Here is a 23,365-nt window from a genome sequence, read left to right as displayed (position 1 = left end):
GCGCAACAATGGCTTTGAACAAAAGAGAGCTGTTCCTGAAGCGCCGCCTGCGCGTTCGGAACAAGATCAAGGCGGCGAATGCCGGGCGTCTGCGCCTGTCGGTCCACCGCTCGTCGAAGAACATCAGCGTCCAGCTGATCGACGATGTGAAGGGCGTGACGGTCGCGGCGGCTTCGACCTTGGAAAAAGAACTTGGTGTGGTCGGCAAGAACAATGTCGAGGCCGCAGCCAAGGTGGGTTCGGCCATCGCCGAACGCGCCAAGGCGGCCGGTGTCGAGAGCGTCTATTTCGACCGTGGCGGCTTCCTCTTCCACGGGAAGATCAAGGCGCTTGCCGATGCCGCCCGTGAAGGCGGCCTGAAGTTCTGATCCCTGCGGGTGGCGCGGCTGGTCCGCGTCGCCCCGATGATCCGGGGGCGGGTTTTCGGACCTGCCCACCAGGATTGGCCAATACGGGCGCGGATGCGTCCCCACGAAAGGAATGCCTCATGGCAGAACGTGAAAACCGCCGGGATCGCCGCGAAAGCCGCGAAGAGACCCCGGAATTCGCCGATCGTCTCGTTGCGATCAACCGCGTCTCGAAAACCGTGAAGGGCGGCAAGCGTTTCGGCTTTGCGGCGCTTGTCGTGGTGGGGGACCAGCGCGGCAAGGTCGGCTTCGGCAAGGGCAAGGCCAAGGAAGTGCCGGAGGCCGTCCGCAAGGCCACCGAACAGGCCAAGCGCTCGATGATCAAGGTGCCGCTGAAGGATTCGCGCACCGTTCACCACGATATCGAGGGCCGTCACGGCGCCGGCAAGGTGGTGATGCGGACCGCCGTCCCGGGGACCGGCATCATCGCCGGCGGCCCGATGCGCGCCGTCTTCGAGATGGTGGGCATCCAGGATATCGTGGCGAAGTCGATCGGGTCGCAAAACCCCTACAACATGATCCGTGCGACCTTCGAGGGTCTCAAGAAGGAAGCCTCGCCCCGCTCCGTGGCCTCGCGCCGCGGCAAGAAGGTGGCCGAGATCCTGAAGAAGCCCGAGGCTGAAGCCGCGCCGACCGAAACTCCGGCAGAGGGTTGATCCATGTCGAAAAAAACCATCGTCGTGAAGCAGGTGGCTTCGGCCGCCCGTCGCCCCGAGATCCAGACCAAGACCCTGATCGGTCTGGGCCTGAACAAGATGAACCGCACCCGTGAGCTGGAGGATACCCCTTCGGTGCGCGGCATGGTCGCCAAGATCCCGCATCTGGTGAAGATCATCGAAGAGCGCGGCTGAGATCGGCCCGCTTTTGCGAAAACCAGACGCCCCGGTTCCGCCGGGGCGTTTTGCTTTGGGCGGCGCCAAGAATGTTGCGGCCTTGCCCCGCTGCCGTTAACCTTTCGTTAAGGATTTTGACGGGAGAATGGTGATGCGGAATATGCGCGTTCTTTGGATCGGGGCCTTGGCTTGGGCGCTGTCGGTCGCGACTGTGGCACAAGTCGCGGCGCATGGCGGGGGCTGCCGGAAAAGCTCGCCCCCGGGCCAATGCTGCCACATGGACAATTCGGTCGGGCGGGTCCATTGCCACTGATCCGGCTGCGCGCGGTCTTGCCGGGGTGAGGCCCCGGCTTCTCCCGGCGAGTGCGGTCGCGCGGCCCTTGCCCGCGCCTCGGGCTCAGGGCGCGGTGCTGCCGGGGCGTTGCAGGTTCAGCATTCTGATCTCGACCGTATAGCGGCGCGGCGCCTCGCCCATGTCGGGTGAAAAGGCCGGACCGGGCGAGGCGGCGCGGAACTGCTCGATCGCGATGCCGTCGGCCACCGGATTGCCGGAGCTTCCCGCCACGCGGACCTCGGAGATCGTGCCGTCGCGGGCGATGGCGAAGCTGACGAGCACGCTGAAATCGCCGAGGATGCCGTAACGCTCCAGCGCCGCGCGGTGGTCGGGCTGGGCGGCGATCCAGGCAAGCAGCGCTGCCTGGTATTCCGTCTCGTTCGCCGCATCCGCAGGGGCGGGGGCTTCGGGAACAGGGGCCTCGGGAACAGGGGCCTCGGGGGGCAGATCCTGCGCCCGCAGCGCGGGGGAGGCCAGCAGCGCGAGGCCGGTGAGGAGAACGGCCGAAAGGCGGGCTCGGGGCAGGGGTGCGGCGGCAAGCCGGAACGCGGACATGGTCGGACCTTGATCAGGGGAAGGGGGCGGCTTGCCAGAGGGGTGGCCGTGGTCTATAGGCCCAAGGTGGCCCAAAGGGCCGCGACTCACAATCAAGAAATGCCGTGTTGGCCCCATCCGTCGCAGGCGGGGTCGTTCCGGCCAAGGAGATGCGACATGAAACTGAATGAATTGCGCGACAACGCCGGCGCGGCGAAGAAGCAAAAGCGCGTTGCGCGCGGCCCGGGTTCGGGCAAGGGCAAGACCGCCGGGCGCGGGATCAAGGGCCAGAAGTCGCGCTCGGGCGTGGCGCTGAACGGTTATGAGGGTGGCCAGATGCCGCTCTACCGCCGCCTGCCCAAGCGCGGCTTCACCAAGCCGAACCGCAAGGAATACGCGGTCGTCAACCTGGGCCTGATCGAGAAGTTCATCGGCCTGGGCAAGCTGGACGCGAAGGCCGAGATCACCGAGGATCTGCTGGTCGAAGCGGGCCTGACCTCGAACAAGCGCGACGGCATCCGCGTGCTGGCCAAGGGCGAGATCACCACGGCGGTCACGCTGAAGGTCACCGGCGCCTCGGCTTCGGCGGTGGAAGCGGTGCAGAAGGCCGGTGGCACCCTCACCGTCGCGGCCTGAACTTGAAGAACCGGGTTGTGGGCGGCGCCCCCGTCGCTTACATCACCTGAGCAGTTTTTCCTGCGCCGCCGGACCGGAAAACGGGTCCGGCGGCGCTGTCCATGAAAGAGACCGGAAATGGCTTCTGCCGCAGAGCAAATGGCCGCGAACCTCTCCTGGGGTGCGCTGGCCAAGGCGACCGACCTTCGCCAACGCATCTTCTTCACGATCGGCCTGCTGATCGTCTATCGCATCGGCACCTATATTCCGGTGCCGGGCATCGACGGCGACGCGCTGCGGGAGTTCATGCGCCAGGCGGGGCAGGGCATCGGCGGCATGCTGAACATGTTCACCGGCGGCGCGATTTCCCGGATGGGGATCTTCGCCCTTGGGATCATGCCCTATATTTCGGCCTCGATCATCGTGCAGCTTCTGGGCACGATGTACGAGCCCTGGAAGAACCTCAAGAAAGAGGGCGAGCTGGGGCGCAAGAAGCTCAACCAATACACCCGCTACGGCACGGTGCTTCTGGCGATCTTCCAGGCCTACGGGATCGCGGTCTCGCTTCAGGCGGGCGACATGGCGCATGAGCCGGGGCTTTTCTTCATCGCCAGCGCGGTGATCACTCTGGTCGGCGGCACGATGTTCCTGATGTGGCTGGGCGAGCAGATCACCGGGCGCGGCATCGGCAACGGCATTTCGCTGATCATCTTCGTCGGCATCGTGGCCGAGATCCCGGCGGCGATGGCGCAGTTCCTGGCCCAGGGCCGGTCCGGCGCGATCTCGACCCCGCTGATCCTGGGGATCATGGTGCTGGTCGTGGCGGTGATCATGTTCGTCGTCTTCATGGAACGCGCGCTGCGCAAGATCCATATCCAGTATCCGCGCCGCCAGGTGGGGATGAAGGTCTATGACGGCGGCTCGTCGCACCTGCCGATCAAGGTCAACCCGGCGGGCGTCATCCCGGCGATCTTCGCCAGCTCGATCCTGCTGCTGCCGACCACGCTGGGAACCTTCTCGGGGTCCTCGACCAATCCGGTGATCTCGACCATCACCGCCTATCTGGGATATGGCCAGCCGCTGCATGCGCTTCTGCTTGCGGTCATGATCGTCTTCTTCAGCTATTTCTACACCCAGAACGTCAGCTTCAAGGTCGACGACGTGGCCGAGAACCTGAAGAACCAGAATGGCTTCATCCCCGGCATCCGCCCCGGCAAGAAGACCGAGGACTACCTTTCCTATGTGGTGAACCGCATCCTGGTGCTCGGCTCGGCCTATCTGTCGCTGGTCTGCCTTCTGCCCGAATTCCTGATCGCCCGCCTGGGCCTGCCGTTCTACTTCGGCGGCACCTCGGTCCTGATCGTGGTCTCGGTCACGATGGATACGATCAACCAGGTGCAGTCGCATCTTCTGGCGCATCAGTATGAATCGCTGATCGAAAAGTCGCAGCTTCGCGGCAAGCGCAAGTCGGGGCCGCGCGCTCCGGCCCGGCGCTGATCATTCTGGCATCCCCGGGGACAGGGAAACATGGCAAAGAACATCATCCTGCTGGGGCCTCCCGGCGCGGGCAAGGGCACCCAGGCGAAGCGTCTTGAAGACGACCGAGGCATGGTCCAGCTTTCCACCGGCGACATGTTGCGCGAGGCCAGAAGCTCGGGCTCCGAGATGGGGCGGCGCGTGGCCGAGATCATGGACAAGGGCCAGCTTGTCACCGACGAGATCGTGATCGGCCTGATCGCCGAGAAGATCGAGGCCGGATCCGAGGGTGGCTTCATCTTCGACGGCTTCCCCCGCACGCTGAAACAGGCCGATGCGCTTGGCGCGCTTCTGGCCTCGAAGGGCACGACGCTGGATGCGGTGATCGAGATGCGGGTCGATGACGCCGTGCTCGTGAAGCGGATCACCGGGCGCTACACCTGCGGCCAATGCGGCGCGGTCTATCACGACGAGACCCGCCCGACCAAGGTCGCGGGCACCTGCGACGCCTGCGGCAGCCACGACCTGCGCCGCCGCGCCGACGATACCGAAGAGGCGCTGACCACGCGGCTGATGGAATATTACAAGAAGACCTCGCCCCTGATCGGCTATTACTATGCCAAGGGCGATCTGTATCCCGTCGACGCCCTGGCCGAGATGGACAGCGTGGCCCGGGCCATCGCTGCGGTCCTGGACGGCGAAACCGCTTGACAAGGCCCGAATTCCTGCCGGTCGCCCTTGACGGGCAGGTCAAATCCCCATATGGCACGGCGTCCCGGCATGGAATCGGTGTTTTCCGGTTCCGGCCTGGTTTCCCCCGCGGGGAAGATCGTGTTCAGGGCGTTCGCCCTGGACGGTTGTGAGAAAAGGTTCCGGCGCTACGGAATCGCAACGAAAGGAAGATGCGCGTGGCACGTATTGCTGGCGTCAACATCCCTACCCAGAAGCGCGTTCCCATCGCGCTGACCTACATCACCGGCATCGGCCAGCACACCGCTGGCCTGATCTGCGAGGCCCTGAAGATCGAGCCCGCCCGCCGCGTGAACCAGCTTTCCGACGCCGAAGTGCTGGCGATCCGTGAATATATCGACGCGAATTTCACCGTCGAGGGCGATCTGCGTCGCGAAACCTCGATGAACATCAAGCGCCTGATGGACCTTGGCTGCTATCGCGGCCTGCGTCACCGCAAGGGCCTGCCGGTCCGCGGTCAGCGCACCCATACCAACGCCCGCACCCGCAAGGGCCCGGCGAAGCCCATCGCCGGCAAGAAGAAGTAAGGGAGGGCGCTAGACATGGCACGTGATCCGAAAGCCGCTTCGCGCGTGAAGCGCAAGGAACGCAAGAACATCGCCACCGGCGTGGCGCATGTGAATTCGTCCTTCAACAACACCAAGATCCTGATTTCGGACGTTCAGGGCAATGCCATCTCCTGGTCGTCGGCCGGGACCATGGGTTTCAAGGGCTCGCGCAAGTCGACGCCCTATGCCGCCCAGATGGCCGCCGAGGATGCCGGCCGCAAGGCGCAGGAACATGGCGTCCGCACGCTGGAAGTCGAAGTCCAGGGCCCCGGCTCGGGCCGTGAATCGGCTTTGCGCGCGCTGGCGGCGGTGGGCTTCACCATCACCTCGATCCGCGATGTGACGCCGCTTGCCCACAACGGCTGCCGTCCGCCCAAGCGCCGCCGCGTCTGAGGCGACAAGATCAAGGCCGGGCCATGCGTTCCGCATGGTCCGGTTCGCGCGTTTTTCGGTTCGCGCCACTGCAATGAACCGCATGATGACCCTCGGGCGCCCCGTTTCTTCTGGACCATGGAGACGGCGGCAGGAATGGAGGAAATCCATGATCCACAAGAACTGGCAGGAACTGATCAAGCCGACGCAGCTTGTCGTGAAGCCGGGGGCCGATGCCGCGCGTGTCGCCACCGTCATCGCCGAACCGCTGGAGCGCGGCTTCGGCCTGACCCTGGGCAATGCGCTGCGCCGGGTGCTGCTGTCGTCGCTGCAGGGCGCCGCGATCACCTCGGTGCAGATCGACAACGTGCTGCATGAGTTTTCCTCGGTGCCCGGCGTGCGCGAGGACGTGACCGACATCATCCTCAACCTCAAGGGCGTCAGCCTGAAGATGGATGTGGAGGGGCCCAAGCGCATCTCGATCTCGGCCAAGGGGCCGGGCGTGGTGACCGCGGGCGCGATCTCGGAGACCCACGGGATCGAGGTCCTGAACAAGGAACATGTCATCTGCCACCTCGACGATGGCGCCGACGTGTTCATGGAGCTGACGGTCAATATCGGCAAGGGCTATGTCTCGGCCGACAAGAACCGCCCCGAGGATGCGCCGATCGGCCTGATCCCGATCGATGCGATCTATTCGCCGGTCAAGAAGGTCAGCTATGAGGTCCAGCCCACCCGCGAGGGCCAGGTGCTCGACTATGACAAGCTGACCATGAAGGTCGAGACCGACGGCTCGCTGACCCCCGACGATGCCGTGGCCTATGCCGCGCGCATCCTGCAGGACCAGCTTTCGATCTTCGTCAACTTCGACGAGCCGGAAGCGGCCAAGGGCGTCGAGGCCGATTCGGGCCTTGAGTTCAACCCGCTGCTGCTCAAGAAGGTCGACGAGCTGGAATTGTCGGTCCGTTCGGCCAACTGCCTCAAGAACGACAATATCGTCTATATCGGCGATCTGATCCAGAAGACCGAGGCCGAGATGCTGCGCACGCCGAACTTCGGCCGCAAGTCGCTGAACGAGATCAAGGAAGTGCTTTCCGGCATGGGCCTGCACCTCGGCATGGAGGTCGAGGACTGGCCGCCGGAGAACATCGAGGACCTCGCCAAGCGCTTCGAAGACCAGTTCTGAGCCGCCAAGGCTTGACGATTCCGGGGGGCGTGGCTACACGCCCCCCATTCAATGCCCCGGTTGCGGGGGAATCCCTGGGCAATCCCGCCCCAACGACGCCGGTCCAACGCAGGTCGGCAACACAAAGCATAACGATAGGAGACCATCATGCGTCACGCCCGCGGCTACCGCCGTCTGAACCGCACCCATGAGCACCGCAAGGCGCTCTGGGCCAATATGGCCGGCTCGCTCATCGAGCACGAACAGATCAAGACCACGCTGCCCAAGGCCAAGGAACTGCGCCCGGTGGTGGAAAAGCTGATCACGCTGGCCAAGCGCGGCGATCTGCACGCCCGCCGCCAGGCCGCCGCGCAACTGCGCGAGGACAAGGACGTGGCCAAGCTGTTCGACATCCTCGGCCCGCGCTACAAGGATCGTCAGGGCGGCTATATCCGCGTCCTGAAGGCCGGTTTCCGCTATGGCGACATGGCGCCGATGGCGATCATCGAATTCGTCGACCGCGACCCCTCGGCCAAGGGCGCCGCCGACCTCGCGCGTGAGAACGCCGAAGACTGAGAACGCAGCAGTCCGGGGCTTCGATCCCGATGCGATCTTTTCCGAAAAGGCCCGCCCCCGAAAGGCGGGCCTTTTTGTCTTTCCCGCTGCCGCAGCCCATCCCCTTGCGCCAATCTCCTGTCGCGGTCCGAAAAAGAGAATTGAGCTTGCGCTCCCGCCTCCGGGCGCAAACACTCAATCCTGAGTAGAATCGCCCGATTCTGGATCAATCAGCATGTCGGAACGGAAGGCCATCACCTTGCTTCTGGAACAGCTCGCAGTGCTTGCGCCCATGGGTTACACGGTCGGGCTTCATATCCGTTTCGCGACCCCGTTGGTCTATACCAGCTCCTACCCGACCGCCTGGGTGGAGCATTACAACTCGCATTCCTATTATCTGAGAGATCCGCTTGTCTTCTGGGGGGTCGGTGTGGAGGGCACCACCCGCTGGAGCGACATTCCCCTGCCTGACCCATTCGGTGTGATGAAGAAGGCCGCTGCCCACGGCCTGAATTTCGGTGCCGTCAGCTCTTATGGCCCGATCACCTCGCGCTCCATCGTCGGCATCGCCCATGCCGAGCGCGAATTCACCGATGGAGAGCTTGGCCAGCTTCGGGAACTGACGGTGCGGCTTCATATCGAAGCCAAGCCGCCCTCGGAACTGACCAGGGCGCAGATCGAGGCGCTGCGATGCGTCGCGAACGGGGATCGGCATTCGGCGGCGGCGGAAAAGCTCGGCATCACGGAAAGCGCCTTCAAGGCAAGGCTTCAGTCGGCCCGGATCCGGCTGGAGGCGCGGACGACCTCCGAGGCGGTCCGTAAGGCAAGGGAATACCGCCTGCTCTAAGAAACCGTTCCCCTTCTATAGGTTAACCCAACCTCCAGAAGGAGAACCACCATGGAAGTCACCACCCTTTCCTACCAGAATCTGCATGTCCACGGCCAGCTTTTCGCCAATATGTTCCGGGCGCGGCACCGCACGTTCATCCAGCAGGCGAAATGGGAATTGCCCCAGGCCGACGGGATGGAATTCGACCAATACGACACCCCCGCCAGCCGCTGGGTCGCGGTCCATCGCCATGGCGAGGTGATGGCCGGGGTGCGGCTGACGCCGACCACGCATCGTTGCGGCATCTACAGCTACATGATCCGCGACGCCCAGCTTGGCCTTTTGCAGACCATCCCCTCCAATCTTCTGCAATTCGAGGCCCCGGTTGATCCCAATATCTGGGAATCGAGCCGTGTCTTCGTCTCGGATCTTGTCCCGGCGGCCGAGCGGCTGCGGGTGCAGATGCAGTTGATCCACGAGATGGTCGTCTCGGCGCGCGAGCTTGGCGCGACCACGCTTCTGGGCATCATCCCGGAAAACAGCCCCCGGCTGGCGCGCCGCGTCGGGCTGGATTGCGTCCCGGTCGGTCCGGTGATGGATTTCGGGGGGGCGGGTTCGGTCTGCGTGTCGATCAGCATGGCGACCAAGCTGCACTGACGCATTTCAGGGGTGGGGTGTGATCTTTGCTGCGATCGGGGCCTCCCCTGCCGGGGGGCCCCTTCCCTTTGGCGCAAAGGCTTGGGGACAAGGCGGCGCTTTTGCTTTTCCGCGGCACAAGGTAATCTGCCGCCATGGCCGATCTTTTCGACACGCCCGATGCCTCGCGCGGCCCCGCGAAAGGGGACAACGCGCCGCGCCCGCTGGCCGACCGGCTGCGGCCGAAGGCGCTGGACGAGGTGATCGGGCAAGAGGCGGTGCTGTCCGCAGACGGCCCCCTGGGCGCGATGCTGGCGGCGGGAAGCCTGTCCTCGCTGATCCTCTGGGGGCCGCCGGGCGTCGGCAAGACCACCATCGCGCGGCTGCTCGCGGCCCGCACCGATCTGGCCTTCGTGCAGATCTCGGCGATCTTCACGGGCGTCCCGGACCTGCGCAAGGTCTTCGAGGCGGCGAAGATCCGGCGCGCGAACGGGCAGGGGACGCTGCTTTTCGTCGATGAGATCCACCGCTTCAACAAGGCCCAGCAGGACGGTTTCCTGCCGCATATGGAGGATGGCACCGTGCTTCTGGTCGGCGCCACCACCGAAAACCCGTCGTTCGAACTGAACGCCGCGCTGCTGTCGCGCGCCCAGGTCATCGTGCTGGAGCGGCTGTCGCCCGCCGATCTGGAGCGGCTGGCCCAGCGGGCCGAGCGCGAACTGGGCCGGGCGCTTCCCTTGCGGGCCGAGGCGCGCGAGGCGCTTCTGGACATGGCCGACGGCGACGGGCGGGCGCTTTTGAACCTTGTCGAGCAGGTGGCGTCCTGGCGGCTCGACCATCCGCTCGACCGGGCGGAACTGTCCAGGCGGCTGATGCGGCGCGCGATGCGCTACGACAAATCCGGCGAGGAGCATTACAACCTGATCTCGGCCCTGCACAAATCGGTGCGCGGCTCGGACCCGGATGCGGCGCTTTACTGGTTCGCGCGGATGCTGGAGGGCGGCGAGGATCCCCGCTTCCTGGCCCGCCGCCTGACCCGGATGGCGGTCGAGGATATCGGGCTGGCGGATCCGCAGGCGCATACGGTCTGCCTCGACGCCTGGAACAGCTATGAGCGGCTCGGCTCGCCCGAGGGCGAGTTGGCGCTGGCCAATGCGCTGGTCTATCTCGCGCTGGCGCCGAAGTCGAACGGGGTTTACGCGGCCTACAAGGCCGCCCGGGCCTCGGCGCGCGAAACCGGCAGCCTGATGCCGCCGCGCCATATCCTGAACGCGCCGACCCGGCTGATGAAGGACATCGGCTATGGCGCGGGCTATGCTTATGACCACGATGCCGAGGACGGCTTCTCCGGCCAGGACTATTTCCCCGAGGGCATGAAGCGCCCGGTGTTCTACGCCCCGCCCGAGCGCGGCTTCGAGCGCGAATTGCGCAAGCGCATCGATTATTTCGCCAAGCTGCGCGCCCGCCGCCAGGGGCCGGGTCAGGGTCAGGGGCCTGGGCCGGGACGGGAGGGTGAATGAGCGGGGGCTTTCGCCCGGGCCCCGCTTCGTGCGATAGGGGGAAACCCGCCTTCCGGTCTGATCTCGCCCAAGACTGGCCCGCCCGAATGCCGCCCCACCCGAAGACTCGAGCCCGCCGCCAGAGGCCATCCGATGCTTGACGACGAACTTTCCGACGACATCCATCCGCTGTTCCACGGCGCCCCGAAATCGACCGAGTTCCGCAAGCTGCGCAAGCGGCTGGTCCAGAACGTGCGCGAGGCGATCGACAGCTACGGCATGATCCGCCCGGGCGAGCGGTGGCTGATCTGCCTCTCGGGCGGCAAGGACAGCTATACGCTGCTTGCCGTGCTGACCGAGCTGAAATGGCGCGGCCTTCTGCCGGTGGATCTTCTGGCCTGCAATCTCGACCAGGGCCAGCCCGGCTTTCCGGCGACCGTCCTGCCCGATTTCCTGACCCGGATGGGGGTGCCGCACCGGATCGAATATCAGGACACCTATTCGGTGGTGACCTCGAAGATCAAGCCGGGCGGCACGATGTGCAGCCTGTGCTCGCGGCTGCGGCGCGGCAATCTTTACCGGATCGCGCGGGAAGAGGGCTGTTCGACCGTGGTCCTTGGCCATCACCGCGATGATATCCTTGAGACATTCTTCATGAATCTCTTCCATGGTGGCCGGTTGGCCAGCATGCCGCCCAAGCTTTTGAACGAAGAGGGCGACCTGATCCTGTGCCGCCCTCTGGCCTTCGTCGCCGAGGCCGATTGCGAGCGTTTCGCCCGCGCCATGGCCTATCCGATCATCCCCTGCGACCTGTGCGGCAGCCAGGAGGGGTTGCAGCGCGCCCAGGTCAAGAAGCTTCTCGACGAATGGGAGGCGCGCAACCCCGGCCGCCGCCAGGTGATGTTCCGCGCGCTGATGAATGTGCGGCCCTCGCATCTGGCCGACCCCGGGCTGTTCGATTTCGCCAGCCTGGTGCCGGGCCTGATCCCGGGCCTGGCGCCTGCGCAATCGAGCGCCGGAAATCACCTAGAAGTTGAGCAAAATCCCCCGCAACTTCGCCTGCCGGATTAACGAAGCGATCACCTCTGCCAGCCTTAATCCTGTCCGATGCGGTGCGCTTGCGCCACGGATTGCGAAAGGTTGAAGCGATGTCGTTGATCAGCAGGTCGCCGGGGCTGCGCCGGATCCTGGGCCGTCTTGCCCTGGTGCGGCGGCCGGAATTCCTGATCTTCCTGCCCGCGATCACCCTTGCCGGGTTCTGGGCGGGGGGGGAGCTGGTGCTCCTTGGCCTTGCCATCGGCCTGCCGCTGCTCTTCGCCCTGACCGGCCCGGCGCCGCGTCGCGCGGCCGGGCCCGCGGGGGGCGAGGAGCTGTCGGTGATCGGTCGCGCCATCGCGGTGATGAACCATATCCTGCCGGGGATCGAGCAATCGGGCCGAAACACCGCCTGTATCGTCGTGCAATTCGACGAACTCGACCGCCTTCTGCGCCGCTGCGGCCGCGCGGCCCAGGACGAGGTGCTGTCGCGCTCGGCCGAGCGGATCAAGGGCATCCTGCGGACCGAGGATTTCGTCTCGCATCTGCAGGGCGGCGGCATCGCCATCGTGCTGACGCCGGTGCAAAGGCTGGATCTGGAAACCATGATCCAGCTTGCGGCGCGCCTGCAGGCGGCGGTGGCCGAGCCGCTGTCGCTGGGGGGCGGCCATATCCATGTCACCTGTTCGGTGGGCTTTTGCATCGGCGGGCGGTCGGATGCGCGCACCGGACGCTCGCTTCTCGATGCCGCCCAGGCGGCGGCGGATGAGGCGCTGCGCCACGGACCCGGCGCGATCCGGGCCTATTCCGCCGATATGGCGCGCCGCCGCGCCGCGCGCGACGCCCTGCGCGACCGGCTGGAGGCGGCGCTTGGCGCGGGTGAGATCCGGGCGCATTTCCAGCCCCAGGTCTCGACCGACAGCGGCGAGATTTCGGGGATGGAGGCGCTGGCGCGCTGGTATCACCCCGAGCGGGGCCTGCTCTCGCCGGGAGAGTTCCTGCCCGCGATCGAAAGCAGCGACATGCTCGACCGGCTGGGCGGGGTGATGCTGGTCAATGCCTTGGCCGCGCTGGCGGAATGGGATGCGGCGGGGCTGCATGTGCCCTCGGCCTCGGTGAATTTCTCGGCCTCGGAACTGCGCAATCCGCGCCTGCCCGAACGCATCCGCTGCGAGCTGGAGCGGTTCGACCTCGCGCCCGCGCGGCTGACCATCGAGATTCTGGAAACCGTGATCGCCCAGACCGACAATGACGTGATCGTCTCGAACATCGCGCAACTGGCGCGGATGGGCTGCGGCGTCGATCTGGACGACTTCGGCACCGGCCATGCCTCGATCGCCGCCATCCGCCGGTTCACCGTGCGCCGCCTGAAGATCGACCGCAGCTTCGTCACGCGCTGCGACACCGACCGCGAGCAGCAGCGCATGGTCGCGGGGATCGTCGCGCTGGCCGAGCAGCTCGGCCTCGCCACACTTGCCGAAGGGGTGGAGACCGCGCCCGAAAACGCCATGCTGTGCCAGATCGGTTGCGGCCATCTGCAAGGCTATGGCATCGCGCGCCCGATGCCGCTGAAAGAGGCGGGCCAGTGGATCTCGCGGCATCAAACCCGCCCCGACCGCATCCCCCGGATCGGAAGGCGGGGGCCCTGAGCGAGGTGGCCAGGAGCTGCAGGGGGGAGCGATTGCGACGGCAGCTTCGAGGCTGCCGGTTCGAAGACGCGGCCAGGAGCCGCACGGCGGCCCGACTGCAACCGGATCGGAGGGCGGCGTGTCTAGGCGGGTCGCGGGAAAGTGTTCTTCGGCCTCTATCGCGTGGACATTCCGCCTCGATGGGGCGAACGGGCCGGAAACCCGCCGATTTCCATTTGTTTTCGGATCGTTCCTCCGCTTGCCAACACGAAGCCATGCCGCCCCCAATTTCTGGCGGCCTGTCGGCGCAATGTCTGCCACTCGACAGTGTGCGGCCTGTTGGCGACGATGACACTGCCTTGGGGATATGGCCGGGTGTGCACCGCGAGGCGCGCGCCGCGGCCTGGCGGTGTGTCGCCCTGATGGTATGCCGGTCTTGCGGTGTGCCGACGTGGTGGGGGTGCGGGTCTGCTGGACTTCTCGCCCCGCCGGGCGATCTGGCCGGTCGCCCGCTGCCGCGATCCTGCACCGGCCGGGCCGAGGCCTCCGGCGCGGCCGGAGACCGGCATGGGTCGCGGGCGGGGCAGGGCGGAACGCCTCCGGCGGCGGCGGCGGGCGGGCCCTTCCGGCCTCGTGCAAAGCGCGGCCCGGGGCCGATCGGGGGGATTCCGCTTGACCTTTCACGCCCCCTTCTGTTGAAGACCGCTGATCCCTTCCCAAGTTTCGGCGGCTGCGCAGATGGACGACAACAACAACAAGAACCTGATCCTTGCCATGGTTCTCAGCTCCATGGTTCTCGTGGTCTGGTTCCTGCTTTTCCCGCCGCCCGAGGCGCCCGTCCAGCTCGACACCACCGAGCTTGCGCTGCCCGAGACCCCGGGCGCCGCCACCCCCGGCAGCACCGCCGCCGCCGAGGCGCTGGCGGGCTTTGCCGAAAGTCCGCGCCTGCGCATCGACACGCCCGCGCTGGAAGGTTCCATCGCGCTGGTCGGCGGCCGCATCGACGACCTGTCGCTGAAGAACTACCGCGAGACCATCGAGGACGGCGCGCCCATCGTGCGCCTGCTCTCGCCCGAGCTTCAGGCCGATCCGTTCTACGCCCTGTTCGGCTGGACGCCGCGCGGCTCGCTCGGCCAGGCCGACGTGCCCGGCCCGGACACCGAATGGACCACGGCGAGCGCCCGGCTCGCCCCGGGCCATCCCGTCACGCTGAGCTGGGACAACGGCAAGGGCCTGATCTTCACCCGCGAAATCGCGGTGGACGAGGAATATATGTTCTCGGTCACCGACAGCGTGCAGAACACCACCGGCGGCGACGTGACCCTGGCGCCCTATGGCCAGATCCGCCGCCATGGCCTGCCGCAGGACCTGAAAGGCTTCTTCATCCTGCACGAGGGCGCGATCTCGCGCCTGGACGGCACGCTGAGCGAGACCTCCTACAGCAATATCGAGGATCTTCCCGAGGTGGCGGGCGAGGGCAATGCCGAACTCGTCCAGACCTCGACCGGCGGCTGGACCGGCTTTACCGACCATTACTGGATGTCGATCCTGATCCCGCAGGCCGGGCCCTTCACCGCCGTCACCCGCTATGTGCCGGGCGCCTCGGTCTATCTGGCCGAGGTGCGCCAGCCCGATCTGGTGGTGCCCGCCGGGGGCACGGCCTCCAGCACCAACCAGCTTTTCGCCGGCGCCAAGGAATGGGAGACCATCCGCGGCTACCAGAACGAGCCGGGCTGGTTCTCGCGCCTTCTGGGCGAGCGCGCCGATCCCGACCGCGCGCCGATCCCCGGTTTCGTCGAATCGATCGACTGGGGGTGGTTCTCCTTCCTGACAAAGCCGATCTTCGCCATGCTGCACTGGATCCACGGGCTGATCGGCAACATGGGTCTTGCGATCATCGCGCTGACCTTCGTCCTGAAGCTGATCGTGCTGCCGCTGGCCTACAAGAGCTATGTCTCGATGGCGCGGATGAAAGAGCTTCAGCCCGAGATGGAGGCGCTGAAAGAGCGCGCCGGCGACGACCGCCAGAAGCTGCAAAAGGAAATGATGCAGCTTTACCGCGACAAGAAGGTCAATCCGGCGGCGGGCTGCCTGCCGATCCTGATCCAGATCCCGATCTTCTTCTCGCTCTACAAGGTGATCTTCGTCACCATCGAATTGCGCCATGCGCCGTTCTTCGGCTGGCTGCGCGACCTGTCGGCGCCGGATCCGTCGTCGCTGTTCAACCTTTTCGGCCTGCTGCCCTGGGCCGCGCCCGAAACCGGCAGCCTGATGCATCTGATCTTCATCGGCATCCTGCCGATCCTGCTGGGCGTCAGCATGTGGCTGCAACAGAAGCTGAACCCGGCGCCCGCCGACCCGACCCAGGCCACGATCTTTGCCTGGATGCCCTGGGTCTTCATGTTCATGCTGGGCGGCTTCGCCTCGGGCCTCGTGGTCTACTGGATCACCAACAACGTGATCACCTTCGCGCAGCAATATGTCATCATGCGCAGCCATGGCCACAAGCCGGACCTGTTCGGCAACATCAGGTCGGGGTTCAGGAAGAAGCAAAAGGCGCTGGCCGCCAATTCCGACCAGGCCCCTGCCGCCAAGACGCCCGCCGCGAAGACCCCCGCCGCCAAGGGTCCGGCGAAAAAGAAATGACCGGAGCGCTGGCGCATATCTACCGCCATCCGATCAAGGCCCACGGACGCGAGGAACTCGCGTCCGTTGTGCTTTGCGAAGGCCGCGCTCTGCTCTGGGACCGGCATTGGGCGGTGGCGCATGAGCTGTCGAAATTCGATCCCGCCGCCCCGGCCTGGGCAGCTTGCGCGAATTTCCAGCGCGGCGCGCGCACGCCCGCGGTGATGGCGATCACCGCCCGCTGGCGGCCCGAGGAATCGCGTCTGACCCTGTCGCATCCCGAATTGCCGGATCTGGACTTCGACCCCGAGGTCGAGGGCGCGCGGCTGATCGACTGGCTGGCGCCGATCAGCCCGCAGGAAAGGTTCCGCCCGGTGGCGCTGGTCCGCGCGCCCGGCCGGGCGATGACCGACAGCGCCTATCCATCGGTCTCGATCAAGAATCATGCCTCGAATGCCGCGCTTTCGGCCCATATGGGGCTGGATCTGTCGCCGCATCGCTGGCGCGGCAACCTGTGGCTGTCAGGCTTCGCGCCCTGGGCGGAATTCGACTGGATCGGGCGCAGGCTGCGCATCGGGGCCGCCGTGCTTGAAGTGACCGAGCGGGTGGGGCGCTGCAAGGCGACCACCGCCAACCCCGAGACGGGGCGTGTCGATGCCGATACATTGGCTGCGCTGCGCGAGACGGTCGGGGCGCAGGATTTCGGAGTTTTCGCCACCGTGATCGAGCCCGGCCCGATCGCGCGCGGCGACAGGGTGGAGCTTTTGCCATGACCATGACCTTCACGCTTGCCCCCGAGGCCGAAGAGCCCGCCCGCGAGGCCGGGCGGCTGCTGTTCGCCGGGCCGGTGGATTTCGTCAAGGGCGTGACCACGATGGCCGCGTTGCCGCCCGACGACCGGCCCGAGGTCTGTTTCGCGGGCCGCTCGAATGTCGGGAAATCCAGCCTGATCAATGCGCTGACCGGGCGCAAGAACCTCGCGCGCTCGTCTAACACGCCGGGCCGGACGCAGGAGATCAACTATTTCGCCCTGGGCGAGGCGCGCTTCCTCGTCGACCTGCCCGGTTATGGTTTCGCCGAGGCGCCGGTGGCGGTTGTGCGGCAATGGCAGGCGCTTTTGAAAAGCTACCTCGCCGGGCGGGCCAGCCTGCGCCGCGCCTTCGTGCTGATCGACACCCGCCATGGCGTGAAATCGGTGGATGAAGAGATCATGGCGCTGCTCGACCGCTCGGCCGTGACCTTCCAGGTGGTGATGACCAAGGCCGACAAGGTGAACCAAGCCACGCGCGAGGCCAATATCGCCCAGACCATGGCCGCGCTGCAAAAGCACCCCGCCGCCTATCCCGAGATCGTGGTGACCAGTTCCGAGAAGGGCGAGGGGATCGAGACCCTGCGCGCGATCATCGCCACGCTGGAGTAGCCGACCACGCTGGAATGACCGGCCCGGCCTCAGGCCGCGATTTCGCGCGGCACCACGAAATCGACGGTGATGCCCTGGCCGAAGCGCACCTCGTCCCAGCTTTCGACCGAGAAATCCACCACCAGCGTCGCCCCGGTGGGATAGCGGGTGAACTGGCTTGAGATCGGCGTCTTCGCCACCAGCCGATGCGCGAATTCCGCGATGCCCGGATTGTGGCCGATCATCATCACCACATCGGCCGTGCCGCGCCGCAGGACGGCCAGCATGACATCGGGCCCGGCGTGATAGAGCACGGGCTTCAGCTCCAGCACCGGCGGGCTGGGCAGGGCGGGGGCAAGGCCCGAAAAGGTCTTGCGGGTGCGCAGGCTGTCCGAGCAGAGCACCTCCTGCGGGACATGCCCGCGCGAGGCCAGCCATTGCCCGAGATCGGCGGCGGCGGCCTTGCCTCTTTCGTTCAGGGGCCTGTCGTGATCCGGGGTGGTGGGATCGTCCCAGCTTGATTTGGCATGCCGGGTCAGAATCAGGCGCTTCATCGGTGGGGCTGCCTCATGTGATGGGCCGATTGTCGGGCCATCCTTGCATATCATTCCAAGAGCGGGCAAGCGCGTCGCATGTGGTCTCCGCACCCCCCGGGGGGGGCGCAGCGATTACCGCCTGACGCGGGGTTTCACCCTGGGCTCGGTCGAGCGGATCTGGCTGCCCGCGCCGTGGTCGGTGAAAAGCTCGACCAGCGCGGCATTGGGCAGGCGGCCGTCCAGGATGGTCACGGCGCGCACCCCCTCTTCGATGGCCTTCAGCGCGGTCTCGGTCTTGGGGATCATGCCGCCCGAGATCACGCCCTCGTCGGTCATGCGGCGGATCTCGTCGGGGGTGATCTGGGTCATCACCTGGCCCGAGGCGTCCTTGACCCCCGCCACATCGGTCAAAAGCAGCAGCCGGTCGGCCCGCAGCGCCCCGGCGATGGCGCCCGCCGCCGTGTCGCCGTTGACGTTGAAGGTCTCGTTGTCCCGCATGCCGGTCGCGACAGGGGCCACCACCGGGATGATCCCGGCCGAGTAGAGATCGCGCAGCACCTGCACGTTCATCTCGACCGGGCGGCCGACATAGCCCAGTTCCGGGTCGTCGGCCTCGCAGACCATGAGGTCGTCGTCCTTGCCCGAGATGCCGACCGCGCGCCCGCCCGCGTCCATGATCGCCTGCACGATGCGCTTGTTCACCAGGCCCGAGAGAATCATCTCGACCACCTCGACCGTGGCCTTGTCGGTCACCCGCTTGCCGCGCACGAATTCCGACTTGATGCCCAGCTTCGTCAGCATCTCGTTGATCATCGGCCCGCCGCCATGGACCACCACGGGATGCACGCCGACCTGTTTCATCAACACGATGTCGCGGGCGAATTCGGCCATTGCCTCGTCGTCGCCCATGGCATTGCCGCCGAATTTCACCACCACCACCGCATCGCCGTAGCGCTGCAGATAGGGCAGGGCCTCGGAAAGCATTTTCGCGGTGTTCTGGGCGTCTTGCATGGTCAGGGTCTGCTGCTTCATGGGGGCCTCCGGCGTCTTGCGCCGCATAAGGCTTTTGCGCCCGCATGCCAAGTCTTTCGCCGCGACGCCATGGGCGATTGCGCCGGGGCGGGGTTTTGGGTGTTATCGGGGTCCAGTGCCGCGCCGCCGCGCGGGCCGGATTCGCGGCCCGGCCTGCCGGGGCCCGGCGAAAAGATCGGAGCGGATCATGTCTGAGCAGAAGACCCTTGTCCTGACCGGCGCCTCGCGCGGGATCGGACATGCCACGGTCAAGCGGTTTTCCCGCGAGGGCTGGCGCGTGCTGACCTGTTCGCGCCAGCCCTTCGACCTGCGCTGCCCCTGGCCGGGTGGCGAGGAGAATCACATCGAGATCGACCTGGCCGATCCCAACATGACCATCGCCGCCATCGAGACCATCAAGTCGCGGGTCGAGGGCAAGGTCCATGCCCTGGTCAACAACGCCGGGATCAGCCCCAAGGGGCCGGGCGGCAAGCGGCTGAACACGATGGAGACCGACCTGCGCACCTGGGGTCATGTCTTCCACGTCAATTTCTTCGCCAGCGTCATCCTGGCGCGCGGGCTGAGGGACGAATTGACCGCCGCCCGGGGCTCGATCGTCAATGTCACCTCGGTCGCGGGGGCAAGGGTGCATCCTTTCGCGGGCGCGGCCTATGCCACGTCGAAGGCCGCGCTGGCGGCGCTGACGCGCGAGATGGCGCATGATTTCGGCCCGCTCGGAGTGCGGGTGAACGCCATCGCGCCGGGCGAGGTCGAGACCTCGATCCTGTCGCCGGGCACCGAGAAGATCGTCGAGAAACTGCCGCTCCAGCGGCTTGGCCAGCCGAGCGAGGTGGCCGATGTGATCTGGTTCCTGTGCTCGGACCAGTCGAGCTATATCTCGGGCGCCGAGATCGAGGTGAACGGCGCACAGCACGTCTGACCCCTTGCGGGGCACCGGGCGAAGGAACGGCCACGGAAAAGCCCCCGCAGGCGCGTCCCGCGGGGGCTTTCGGTTTCCGGCGGCCCGGGAGGGCGCGCTTAGTGGCCGAGGATCTGGCTGAGGAAAAGCTTGGTGCGCTCGCTCTGCGGGTTGTTGAAGAACTCCTTCGGCTCGTTCTGCTCGACGATCTGGCCCTGGTCCATGAACACGACCCGGTTCGCCACCGCCTGCGCGAAGCCCATCTCATGGGTGACGCAGAGCATGGTCATGCCCTCTTCCGCCAGTTCGATCATGGTGTCGAGCACCTCCTTGATCATCTCGGGGTCGAGCGCCGAGGTCGGCTCGTCGAAGAGCATGATCCGCGGCTTCATGCACAGGGAGCGCGCGATGGCGACCCGCTGCTGCTGGCCGCCCGAAAGCTGGCCCGGGTATTTAAGGGCCTGTTCGGGGATCTTGACCTTGCGCAGGAAGTGCATCGCCACCTCCTCGGCCTCTTTCTTCGGGGTCTTGCGGACCCAGATCGGCGCCAGGGTGCAGTTCTCCAGGATCGTCAGATGCGGGAAGAGGTTGAAATGCTGGAACACCATGCCGACTTCCGAGCGCACCTTGTCGATGTTCTTCAGATCCGAGGTCAGTTCGGTGCCATCGACGACGATATTGCCGGACTGATGCTCTTCCAGCCGGTTGATGCAGCGGATCAGCGTCGATTTCCCCGACCCCGAAGGGCCGCAGATCACGATCCGCTCGCCGCGCATGACGGTCATGTTGACGTCGCGCAGAACGTGGAACTGGCCATACCACTTGTTCATGTTGCGGATTTCGATGGCGACCTCGTCAGAGACCTGCATCTTGGTTTGGGCTTGTGCCATGATTTTCGGTCTCCTTAACGGTGGTCGGTCTTCAGCTTGCGCTCAAGATACATCGAATAGCGCGACATGCCGAAGCAAATCAGGAAGAAGAGCGTGCCGACAAAGATATAGGGCTCCCAGTAGATGCCCTTCCAGTTGATGTCGGCCCGCACGATCTGGGTGACGCCGCGCAGGGGATCCATCAGCCCGACGAAGCTGACCAGCGTGGTGTCCTTGAACAGCCCGATGAAGGTCGACACGATCCCCGGGATCGAGATCTTAAGCGCCTGCGGCATCACGATCAGCCGCTGCGCCTGCCAATAGTCGAGGCCGAGCGCATCCGCCGCCTCGTATTGCCCGCGCGGCAGAGCGGCGAGGCCGCCCCGGATCACCTCGGCCAGATAGGCGGCCGAGAACAGCGTGGACAGGATGATGACGCGCATGATGAGGTCGAAATTGGTGCGCGGCGGCAGGAAATACTGCAAGAGCAGCGAGGCGGTGAACAGCAGCGTGATCAGCGGCACGCCCCGGATGAACTCGATGAACCCGACCGAGAGCCATTTGATCAGCGGCATGTCCGAGCGCCGCCCGAGCGCCAGCAGGATGCCGAGCGGCAGCGAGGCCGAGATCGCGGTGACCCCGATCACGAAGGCCAGAAGGAAGCCGCCGAACTGGTCGGAGTTGATCGGGATCAGCCCGATATTGGCGATGCCGGTCAGCGCCGCCGTGACATAGCCTTGCAGCACGATCCAGTAGAACACCGCCGCGACAAAGCCCAGGCCGGTGGCGACGACGACGCCGAGCCGGGCCTTCAACAGGCTGTAGACCACCGCCAGCAGGCCGAAGCCCGCAAGCGTGGCGACCGACTTCCAGATCGGGCCGCCCCAGAGCAGGAAGAAGCCGACGAAGGGAAAGAGCAGCGTCACATAGATCAGATGTTTCGGCGCCCGCCAGGCCAGGACGGCAAGCCCCGCCAGGATCACGGTCGAGGCAAGCAGCGGCGCCACCGGCGCGCCGATCAGCAGCAGCGCGACCAGCGTCAGCCCGCCCGCGACGGCGGTCATGATCGCGCCCTTGCGGTCGTTCCAGTAAAGCACCGGCGCCAGGGCCACGAACATCAGCCCGAAGGTCAGCACCGGGCGCCAGTAAAGCGCGTTCGGGTAGAAGCCGAACAGATACTGGTGCCAGCGCGCCTTGATCACCGCCCAGCAGGCGCCGCTTTCGGCGCCCCTCGCCGCGACGATCTCGCGGCATTCGCCAAGCGAATTGGCGTTCCAGACCGAATTCCACCACCAGGGGAAGGCGGTCACGACCAGCCAGATCACGATGGCCAGCGCCGCCAGCGTCAGCAGCGTGTTGACCGGGCCCGAGAACAGGTTCTCGCGCAGCCATTTCACCGCGCCGCGTTCGCCTGCGGGCGGCAGTTCGGGGGTCTGCATCGTCTCGCGCACATAGGGACGAAGCGCCTTTTCGATTGCGGGGGCTCGTGCCATATCAGCGCTCCTTCAGTTTCACGGCGGCGTTGAACGCGTTCATCAAGGCCGAGATGATCAGGCTGATGGTCAGGTAGATGAGCATCATCAAGAGCATCGCCTCAAGTTCGCGCCCGGTCTGGTTCAGCGTGATGCCGCCCAGCGTGCCGCGCAGGTCGAGGTAGGAGACAGCGATCCCCAGCGAGGTGTTCTTCGTGAGGTTCAGGAATTGCGAGATCAGCGGCGGAATGATCACCCGGAGAGCCTGGGGCAGGATCACCAGCTTCATGGTGCGGCCCGGGCGCAGGCCAAGCGCGGCCGCCGCCTCGGACTGCCCGCGGGAGATCGCCATGATGCCCGAGCGCACGATCTCGGCGATGAAGGCGCCGGTGTAGAGCGACAGCGCGATCAGAAGCGCGGTGAAGGAATGCATAACCTGGATGCCGCCGCGGAAGTTGAAGCCTTGCAGCGTGGGATATTCCAGATGGAAGCCCATGACGGCCAGCACGATCACCGCCGGGCCGAACAGGATCAGCAGCGATTTCCACCAGGTCGCCGGGCGGACGCCGGTCTCCTCCTGCACGCGGGTCACATGGCCCAGGAAGCGCCGGTTGGCCCAGATCGAGACGAGGAGGACCGCGATCACCAGCACGGCGGAGAGGTTGACCGGAACGGTGGCGATGTCGATCGTGGGCAGGCCGCGTTCCAGACGCGGGGCGGGGATATTGGTGCCCCGGTTGGTCATGGCCACGGAATCGTTGAGCCACATGCTCGCCTTGGGCTCTATCCCCTGTTCCTGCATCTCGGGCGTCACGCGGAAATCGTTCGGCGCGGGCCGGATCTCGGTGGTGACGACGAAGACGAGGATGATCCACAACAGCAGGGGCACGTTGCGGAAGGCCTCGACATAGACCGTCATCAACCGGCTCACCAGCCAGTTCTTCGACAGGCGCAGCACGCCGACCAGAACGCCGATGACGGTGGCGAAGATGCAGCCGAAAAAGGCGATGACCAGGGTGTTCAGAAGCCCGATGATCGCGGCGCGGCCATGGCTGGAGTCGTTGGTGTAGGGGATCAGCGTCTGCTCGATGTCGTAGCCGGCACGCACCCAGAGAAAGCCGAAATTGATGTCCTTGCCCTTGGCCGCAAGGTTCGAGACCACATTGCCGGTCAGCCAGCTGATGAACAGCAAGACAAGGGCCAGCACGACGACCTGGATGGTGACCGAGCGGAACCTTGTGTCGTAGATAAGCATCGATAGGCGGAAGCCGTCCTTGGACGACTCCACCGCGCCATTGGCAAATGCCATGTTTTGACC

25 protein-coding genes are annotated in these 23,365 nt (G+C 65.8%); 19 read left to right on the top strand and 6 right to left on the bottom strand.

What is annotated here, in order from left to right; translation table 11 throughout:
- Nucleotides 1-8: 8 nt before the first annotated feature.
- The 3 genes from rplR (at nt 9) to rpmD (ending at nt 1,258) form a co-directional block, all read left to right on the top strand.
- Nucleotides 9-368 carry a 50S ribosomal protein L18 gene (gene rplR / locus ABNX41_RS14990; RefSeq protein ID WP_438670536.1) on the top strand — a complete coding sequence of 120 codons (360 nt, stop codon included), beginning with the start codon at nt 9-11 and terminating at the stop codon, nt 366-368.
- Between the two features lie 119 nt (nt 369-487).
- Nucleotides 488-1,063, top strand: a complete 576-nt coding sequence (gene rpsE, locus ABNX41_RS14985; protein WP_438670535.1) for a 30S ribosomal protein S5 — start codon at nt 488-490, stop codon at nt 1,061-1,063.
- Nucleotides 1,064-1,066: 3 nt separating this feature from the next.
- Entirely contained in the window at nt 1,067-1,258 is a 192-nt protein-coding gene (gene rpmD / locus ABNX41_RS14980; protein ID WP_438670534.1) for a 50S ribosomal protein L30, read from the top strand.
- A gap of 379 nt (nt 1,259-1,637) precedes the next feature.
- On the opposite strand, the gene ABNX41_RS14975 is transcribed toward rpmD, so the two are convergent.
- A complete protein-coding gene (locus ABNX41_RS14975; protein ID WP_438670533.1) occupies nt 1,638-2,129 on the bottom strand; it encodes an energy transducer TonB in 492 nt (163 codons plus the stop codon).
- 156 nt (nt 2,130-2,285) lie between these two features.
- Between ABNX41_RS14975 and rplO the strand changes: the two genes are divergently transcribed.
- The 15 genes from rplO to yihA all read left to right on the top strand — a co-directional run bounded on the left by rplO (nt 2,286) and on the right by yihA (nt 17,261).
- Nucleotides 2,286-2,744, top strand: coding sequence for a 50S ribosomal protein L15 (gene rplO, locus ABNX41_RS14970; RefSeq protein ID WP_438670532.1), 459 nt, complete (start codon nt 2,286-2,288; stop codon nt 2,742-2,744).
- A 117-nt stretch (nt 2,745-2,861) separates the two neighbouring features.
- A complete protein-coding gene (secY, locus tag ABNX41_RS14965; RefSeq protein ID WP_438670531.1) occupies nt 2,862-4,220 on the top strand; it encodes a preprotein translocase subunit SecY in 1,359 nt (452 codons plus the stop codon).
- A 30-nt stretch (nt 4,221-4,250) separates the two neighbouring features.
- Nucleotides 4,251-4,910 (top strand): adenylate kinase, encoded by a 660-nt coding sequence (locus ABNX41_RS14960; protein WP_438670530.1) that lies wholly within the window; start codon nt 4,251-4,253, stop codon nt 4,908-4,910.
- Between the two features lie 197 nt (nt 4,911-5,107).
- On the top strand, nt 5,108-5,476 hold the full coding sequence (gene rpsM / locus ABNX41_RS14955) for a 30S ribosomal protein S13 (RefSeq protein ID WP_438670529.1): 369 nt from the start codon (nt 5,108-5,110) through the stop codon (nt 5,474-5,476).
- A gap of 15 nt (nt 5,477-5,491) precedes the next feature.
- On the top strand, nt 5,492-5,890 hold the full coding sequence (gene rpsK / locus ABNX41_RS14950; protein WP_438670528.1) for a 30S ribosomal protein S11: 399 nt from the start codon (nt 5,492-5,494) through the stop codon (nt 5,888-5,890).
- 148 nt (nt 5,891-6,038) lie between these two features.
- Entirely contained in the window at nt 6,039-7,055 is a 1,017-nt protein-coding gene (locus ABNX41_RS14945; RefSeq protein WP_438670527.1) for a DNA-directed RNA polymerase subunit alpha, read from the top strand.
- A 147-nt stretch (nt 7,056-7,202) separates the two neighbouring features.
- Nucleotides 7,203-7,610 (top strand): 50S ribosomal protein L17, encoded by a 408-nt coding sequence (rplQ, locus tag ABNX41_RS14940; RefSeq protein WP_438670526.1) that lies wholly within the window; start codon nt 7,203-7,205, stop codon nt 7,608-7,610.
- A 214-nt stretch (nt 7,611-7,824) separates the two neighbouring features.
- On the top strand, nt 7,825-8,436 hold the full coding sequence (locus ABNX41_RS14935) for a helix-turn-helix transcriptional regulator (protein WP_438670525.1): 612 nt from the start codon (nt 7,825-7,827) through the stop codon (nt 8,434-8,436).
- Nucleotides 8,437-8,487: 51 nt separating this feature from the next.
- Nucleotides 8,488-9,075 (top strand): acyl-homoserine-lactone synthase, encoded by a 588-nt coding sequence (locus ABNX41_RS14930; protein ID WP_438670524.1) that lies wholly within the window; start codon nt 8,488-8,490, stop codon nt 9,073-9,075.
- Between the two features lie 134 nt (nt 9,076-9,209).
- Nucleotides 9,210-10,574: a replication-associated recombination protein A gene (locus ABNX41_RS14925; RefSeq protein WP_438670523.1), complete on the top strand. Its 1,365-nt coding sequence runs from the start codon at nt 9,210-9,212 to the stop codon at nt 10,572-10,574.
- Nucleotides 10,575-10,706: 132 nt separating this feature from the next.
- The gene (gene ttcA / locus ABNX41_RS14920; RefSeq protein ID WP_438670522.1) at nt 10,707-11,624 is read left to right on the top strand and encodes a tRNA 2-thiocytidine(32) synthetase TtcA; all 918 of its coding nucleotides are present in this window, start codon (nt 10,707-10,709) and stop codon (nt 11,622-11,624) included.
- A gap of 77 nt (nt 11,625-11,701) precedes the next feature.
- Entirely contained in the window at nt 11,702-13,237 is a 1,536-nt protein-coding gene (locus ABNX41_RS14915) for a putative bifunctional diguanylate cyclase/phosphodiesterase (protein ID WP_438670521.1), read from the top strand.
- A 717-nt stretch (nt 13,238-13,954) separates the two neighbouring features.
- A complete protein-coding gene (gene yidC / locus ABNX41_RS14910) occupies nt 13,955-15,862 on the top strand; it encodes a membrane protein insertase YidC (protein ID WP_438670520.1) in 1,908 nt (635 codons plus the stop codon).
- Entirely contained in the window at nt 15,859-16,614 is a 756-nt protein-coding gene (locus tag ABNX41_RS14905; protein ID WP_438670519.1) for an MOSC domain-containing protein, read from the top strand. Before yidC ends, ABNX41_RS14905 begins: the two co-directional genes overlap by 4 nt.
- Entirely contained in the window at nt 16,611-17,261 is a 651-nt protein-coding gene (gene yihA, locus ABNX41_RS14900) for a ribosome biogenesis GTP-binding protein YihA/YsxC (protein WP_438670518.1), read from the top strand. The genes ABNX41_RS14905 and yihA overlap by 4 nt, the downstream gene beginning before the upstream one ends.
- 29 nt (nt 17,262-17,290) lie before the next feature.
- Here the strand turns inward: yihA and ABNX41_RS14895 are convergent, their stop codons facing one another.
- Together ABNX41_RS14895 and argB are read right to left on the bottom strand one after the other, a co-directional pair.
- Nucleotides 17,291-17,794 carry a SixA phosphatase family protein gene (locus tag ABNX41_RS14895; protein ID WP_438670517.1) on the bottom strand — a complete coding sequence of 168 codons (504 nt, stop codon included), beginning with the start codon at nt 17,792-17,794 and terminating at the stop codon, nt 17,291-17,293.
- A gap of 114 nt (nt 17,795-17,908) precedes the next feature.
- Nucleotides 17,909-18,787, bottom strand: coding sequence for an acetylglutamate kinase (gene argB / locus ABNX41_RS14890; protein ID WP_438670556.1), 879 nt, complete (start codon nt 18,785-18,787; stop codon nt 17,909-17,911).
- Between the two features lie 208 nt (nt 18,788-18,995).
- Here argB and ABNX41_RS14885 point away from each other — a divergent pair, with 208 nt between their 5' ends.
- Nucleotides 18,996-19,727 (top strand): SDR family oxidoreductase, encoded by a 732-nt coding sequence (locus tag ABNX41_RS14885; protein ID WP_438670516.1) that lies wholly within the window; start codon nt 18,996-18,998, stop codon nt 19,725-19,727.
- A gap of 98 nt (nt 19,728-19,825) precedes the next feature.
- Here the strand turns inward: ABNX41_RS14885 and ABNX41_RS14880 are convergent, their stop codons facing one another.
- From ABNX41_RS14880 to ABNX41_RS14870, 3 genes are read right to left on the bottom strand one after another with little or no spacing between them, the layout of a single operon-like run.
- Complete coding sequence (locus tag ABNX41_RS14880) at nt 19,826-20,596, bottom strand: amino acid ABC transporter ATP-binding protein (RefSeq protein WP_438670515.1); 771 nt, start codon at nt 20,594-20,596, stop codon at nt 19,826-19,828.
- A gap of 14 nt (nt 20,597-20,610) precedes the next feature.
- Nucleotides 20,611-22,068 carry an amino acid ABC transporter permease gene (locus ABNX41_RS14875; RefSeq protein ID WP_438670514.1) on the bottom strand — a complete coding sequence of 486 codons (1,458 nt, stop codon included), beginning with the start codon at nt 22,066-22,068 and terminating at the stop codon, nt 20,611-20,613.
- Nucleotide 22,069: 1 nt separating this feature from the next.
- Complete coding sequence (locus ABNX41_RS14870) at nt 22,070-23,356, bottom strand: amino acid ABC transporter permease (RefSeq protein ID WP_438670513.1); 1,287 nt, start codon at nt 23,354-23,356, stop codon at nt 22,070-22,072.
- Between the last annotated feature and the right edge of the window lie 9 nt (nt 23,357-23,365).

Source organism: Pseudogemmobacter sonorensis (assembly GCF_042762395.1).
Classification (GTDB): Bacteria; Pseudomonadota; Alphaproteobacteria; order Rhodobacterales; family Rhodobacteraceae; genus Pseudogemmobacter; species Pseudogemmobacter sonorensis.
This window is presented reverse-complemented; position numbering and strand designations above follow the sequence as displayed.

What these genes read in the sequence shown, in the direction of transcription:
- yidC (WP_438670520.1), top strand. Translation starts at nt 13,955, where the DNA reads ATGGACGACAACAACAACAAGAACCTGATCCTTGCCATGGTTCTCAGC.
- rpsK (WP_438670528.1), top strand. Translation starts at nt 5,492, where the DNA reads ATGGCACGTGATCCGAAAGCCGCTTCGCGCGTGAAGCGCAAGGAACGC.
- ABNX41_RS14905 (WP_438670519.1), top strand. Translation starts at nt 15,859, where the DNA reads ATGACCGGAGCGCTGGCGCATATCTACCGCCATCCGATCAAGGCCCAC.
- ABNX41_RS14935 (WP_438670525.1), top strand. Translation starts at nt 7,825, where the DNA reads ATGTCGGAACGGAAGGCCATCACCTTGCTTCTGGAACAGCTCGCAGTG.
- ttcA (WP_438670522.1), top strand. Translation starts at nt 10,707, where the DNA reads ATGCTTGACGACGAACTTTCCGACGACATCCATCCGCTGTTCCACGGC.
- ABNX41_RS14975 (WP_438670533.1), bottom strand. Translation starts at nt 2,129, where the DNA reads ATGTCCGCGTTCCGGCTTGCCGCCGCACCCCTGCCCCGAGCCCGCCTT.
- argB (WP_438670556.1), bottom strand. Translation starts at nt 18,787, where the DNA reads ATGCAAGACGCCCAGAACACCGCGAAAATGCTTTCCGAGGCCCTGCCC.
- yihA (WP_438670518.1), top strand. Translation starts at nt 16,611, where the DNA reads ATGACCATGACCTTCACGCTTGCCCCCGAGGCCGAAGAGCCCGCCCGC.
- ABNX41_RS14885 (WP_438670516.1), top strand. Translation starts at nt 18,996, where the DNA reads ATGTCTGAGCAGAAGACCCTTGTCCTGACCGGCGCCTCGCGCGGGATC.
- ABNX41_RS14930 (WP_438670524.1), top strand. Translation starts at nt 8,488, where the DNA reads ATGGAAGTCACCACCCTTTCCTACCAGAATCTGCATGTCCACGGCCAG.
- rplQ (WP_438670526.1), top strand. Translation starts at nt 7,203, where the DNA reads ATGCGTCACGCCCGCGGCTACCGCCGTCTGAACCGCACCCATGAGCAC.
- ABNX41_RS14870 (WP_438670513.1), bottom strand. Translation starts at nt 23,356, where the DNA reads ATGGCATTTGCCAATGGCGCGGTGGAGTCGTCCAAGGACGGCTTCCGC.
- ABNX41_RS14925 (WP_438670523.1), top strand. Translation starts at nt 9,210, where the DNA reads ATGGCCGATCTTTTCGACACGCCCGATGCCTCGCGCGGCCCCGCGAAA.
- rpmD (WP_438670534.1), top strand. Translation starts at nt 1,067, where the DNA reads ATGTCGAAAAAAACCATCGTCGTGAAGCAGGTGGCTTCGGCCGCCCGT.
- ABNX41_RS14915 (WP_438670521.1), top strand. Translation starts at nt 11,702, where the DNA reads ATGTCGTTGATCAGCAGGTCGCCGGGGCTGCGCCGGATCCTGGGCCGT.
- secY (WP_438670531.1), top strand. Translation starts at nt 2,862, where the DNA reads ATGGCTTCTGCCGCAGAGCAAATGGCCGCGAACCTCTCCTGGGGTGCG.
- rplR (WP_438670536.1), top strand. Translation starts at nt 9, where the DNA reads ATGGCTTTGAACAAAAGAGAGCTGTTCCTGAAGCGCCGCCTGCGCGTT.
- ABNX41_RS14880 (WP_438670515.1), bottom strand. Translation starts at nt 20,596, where the DNA reads ATGGCACAAGCCCAAACCAAGATGCAGGTCTCTGACGAGGTCGCCATC.
- rpsE (WP_438670535.1), top strand. Translation starts at nt 488, where the DNA reads ATGGCAGAACGTGAAAACCGCCGGGATCGCCGCGAAAGCCGCGAAGAG.
- ABNX41_RS14875 (WP_438670514.1), bottom strand. Translation starts at nt 22,068, where the DNA reads ATGGCACGAGCCCCCGCAATCGAAAAGGCGCTTCGTCCCTATGTGCGC.
- rplO (WP_438670532.1), top strand. Translation starts at nt 2,286, where the DNA reads ATGAAACTGAATGAATTGCGCGACAACGCCGGCGCGGCGAAGAAGCAA.
- ABNX41_RS14945 (WP_438670527.1), top strand. Translation starts at nt 6,039, where the DNA reads ATGATCCACAAGAACTGGCAGGAACTGATCAAGCCGACGCAGCTTGTC.
- ABNX41_RS14895 (WP_438670517.1), bottom strand. Translation starts at nt 17,794, where the DNA reads ATGAAGCGCCTGATTCTGACCCGGCATGCCAAATCAAGCTGGGACGAT.
- ABNX41_RS14960 (WP_438670530.1), top strand. Translation starts at nt 4,251, where the DNA reads ATGGCAAAGAACATCATCCTGCTGGGGCCTCCCGGCGCGGGCAAGGGC.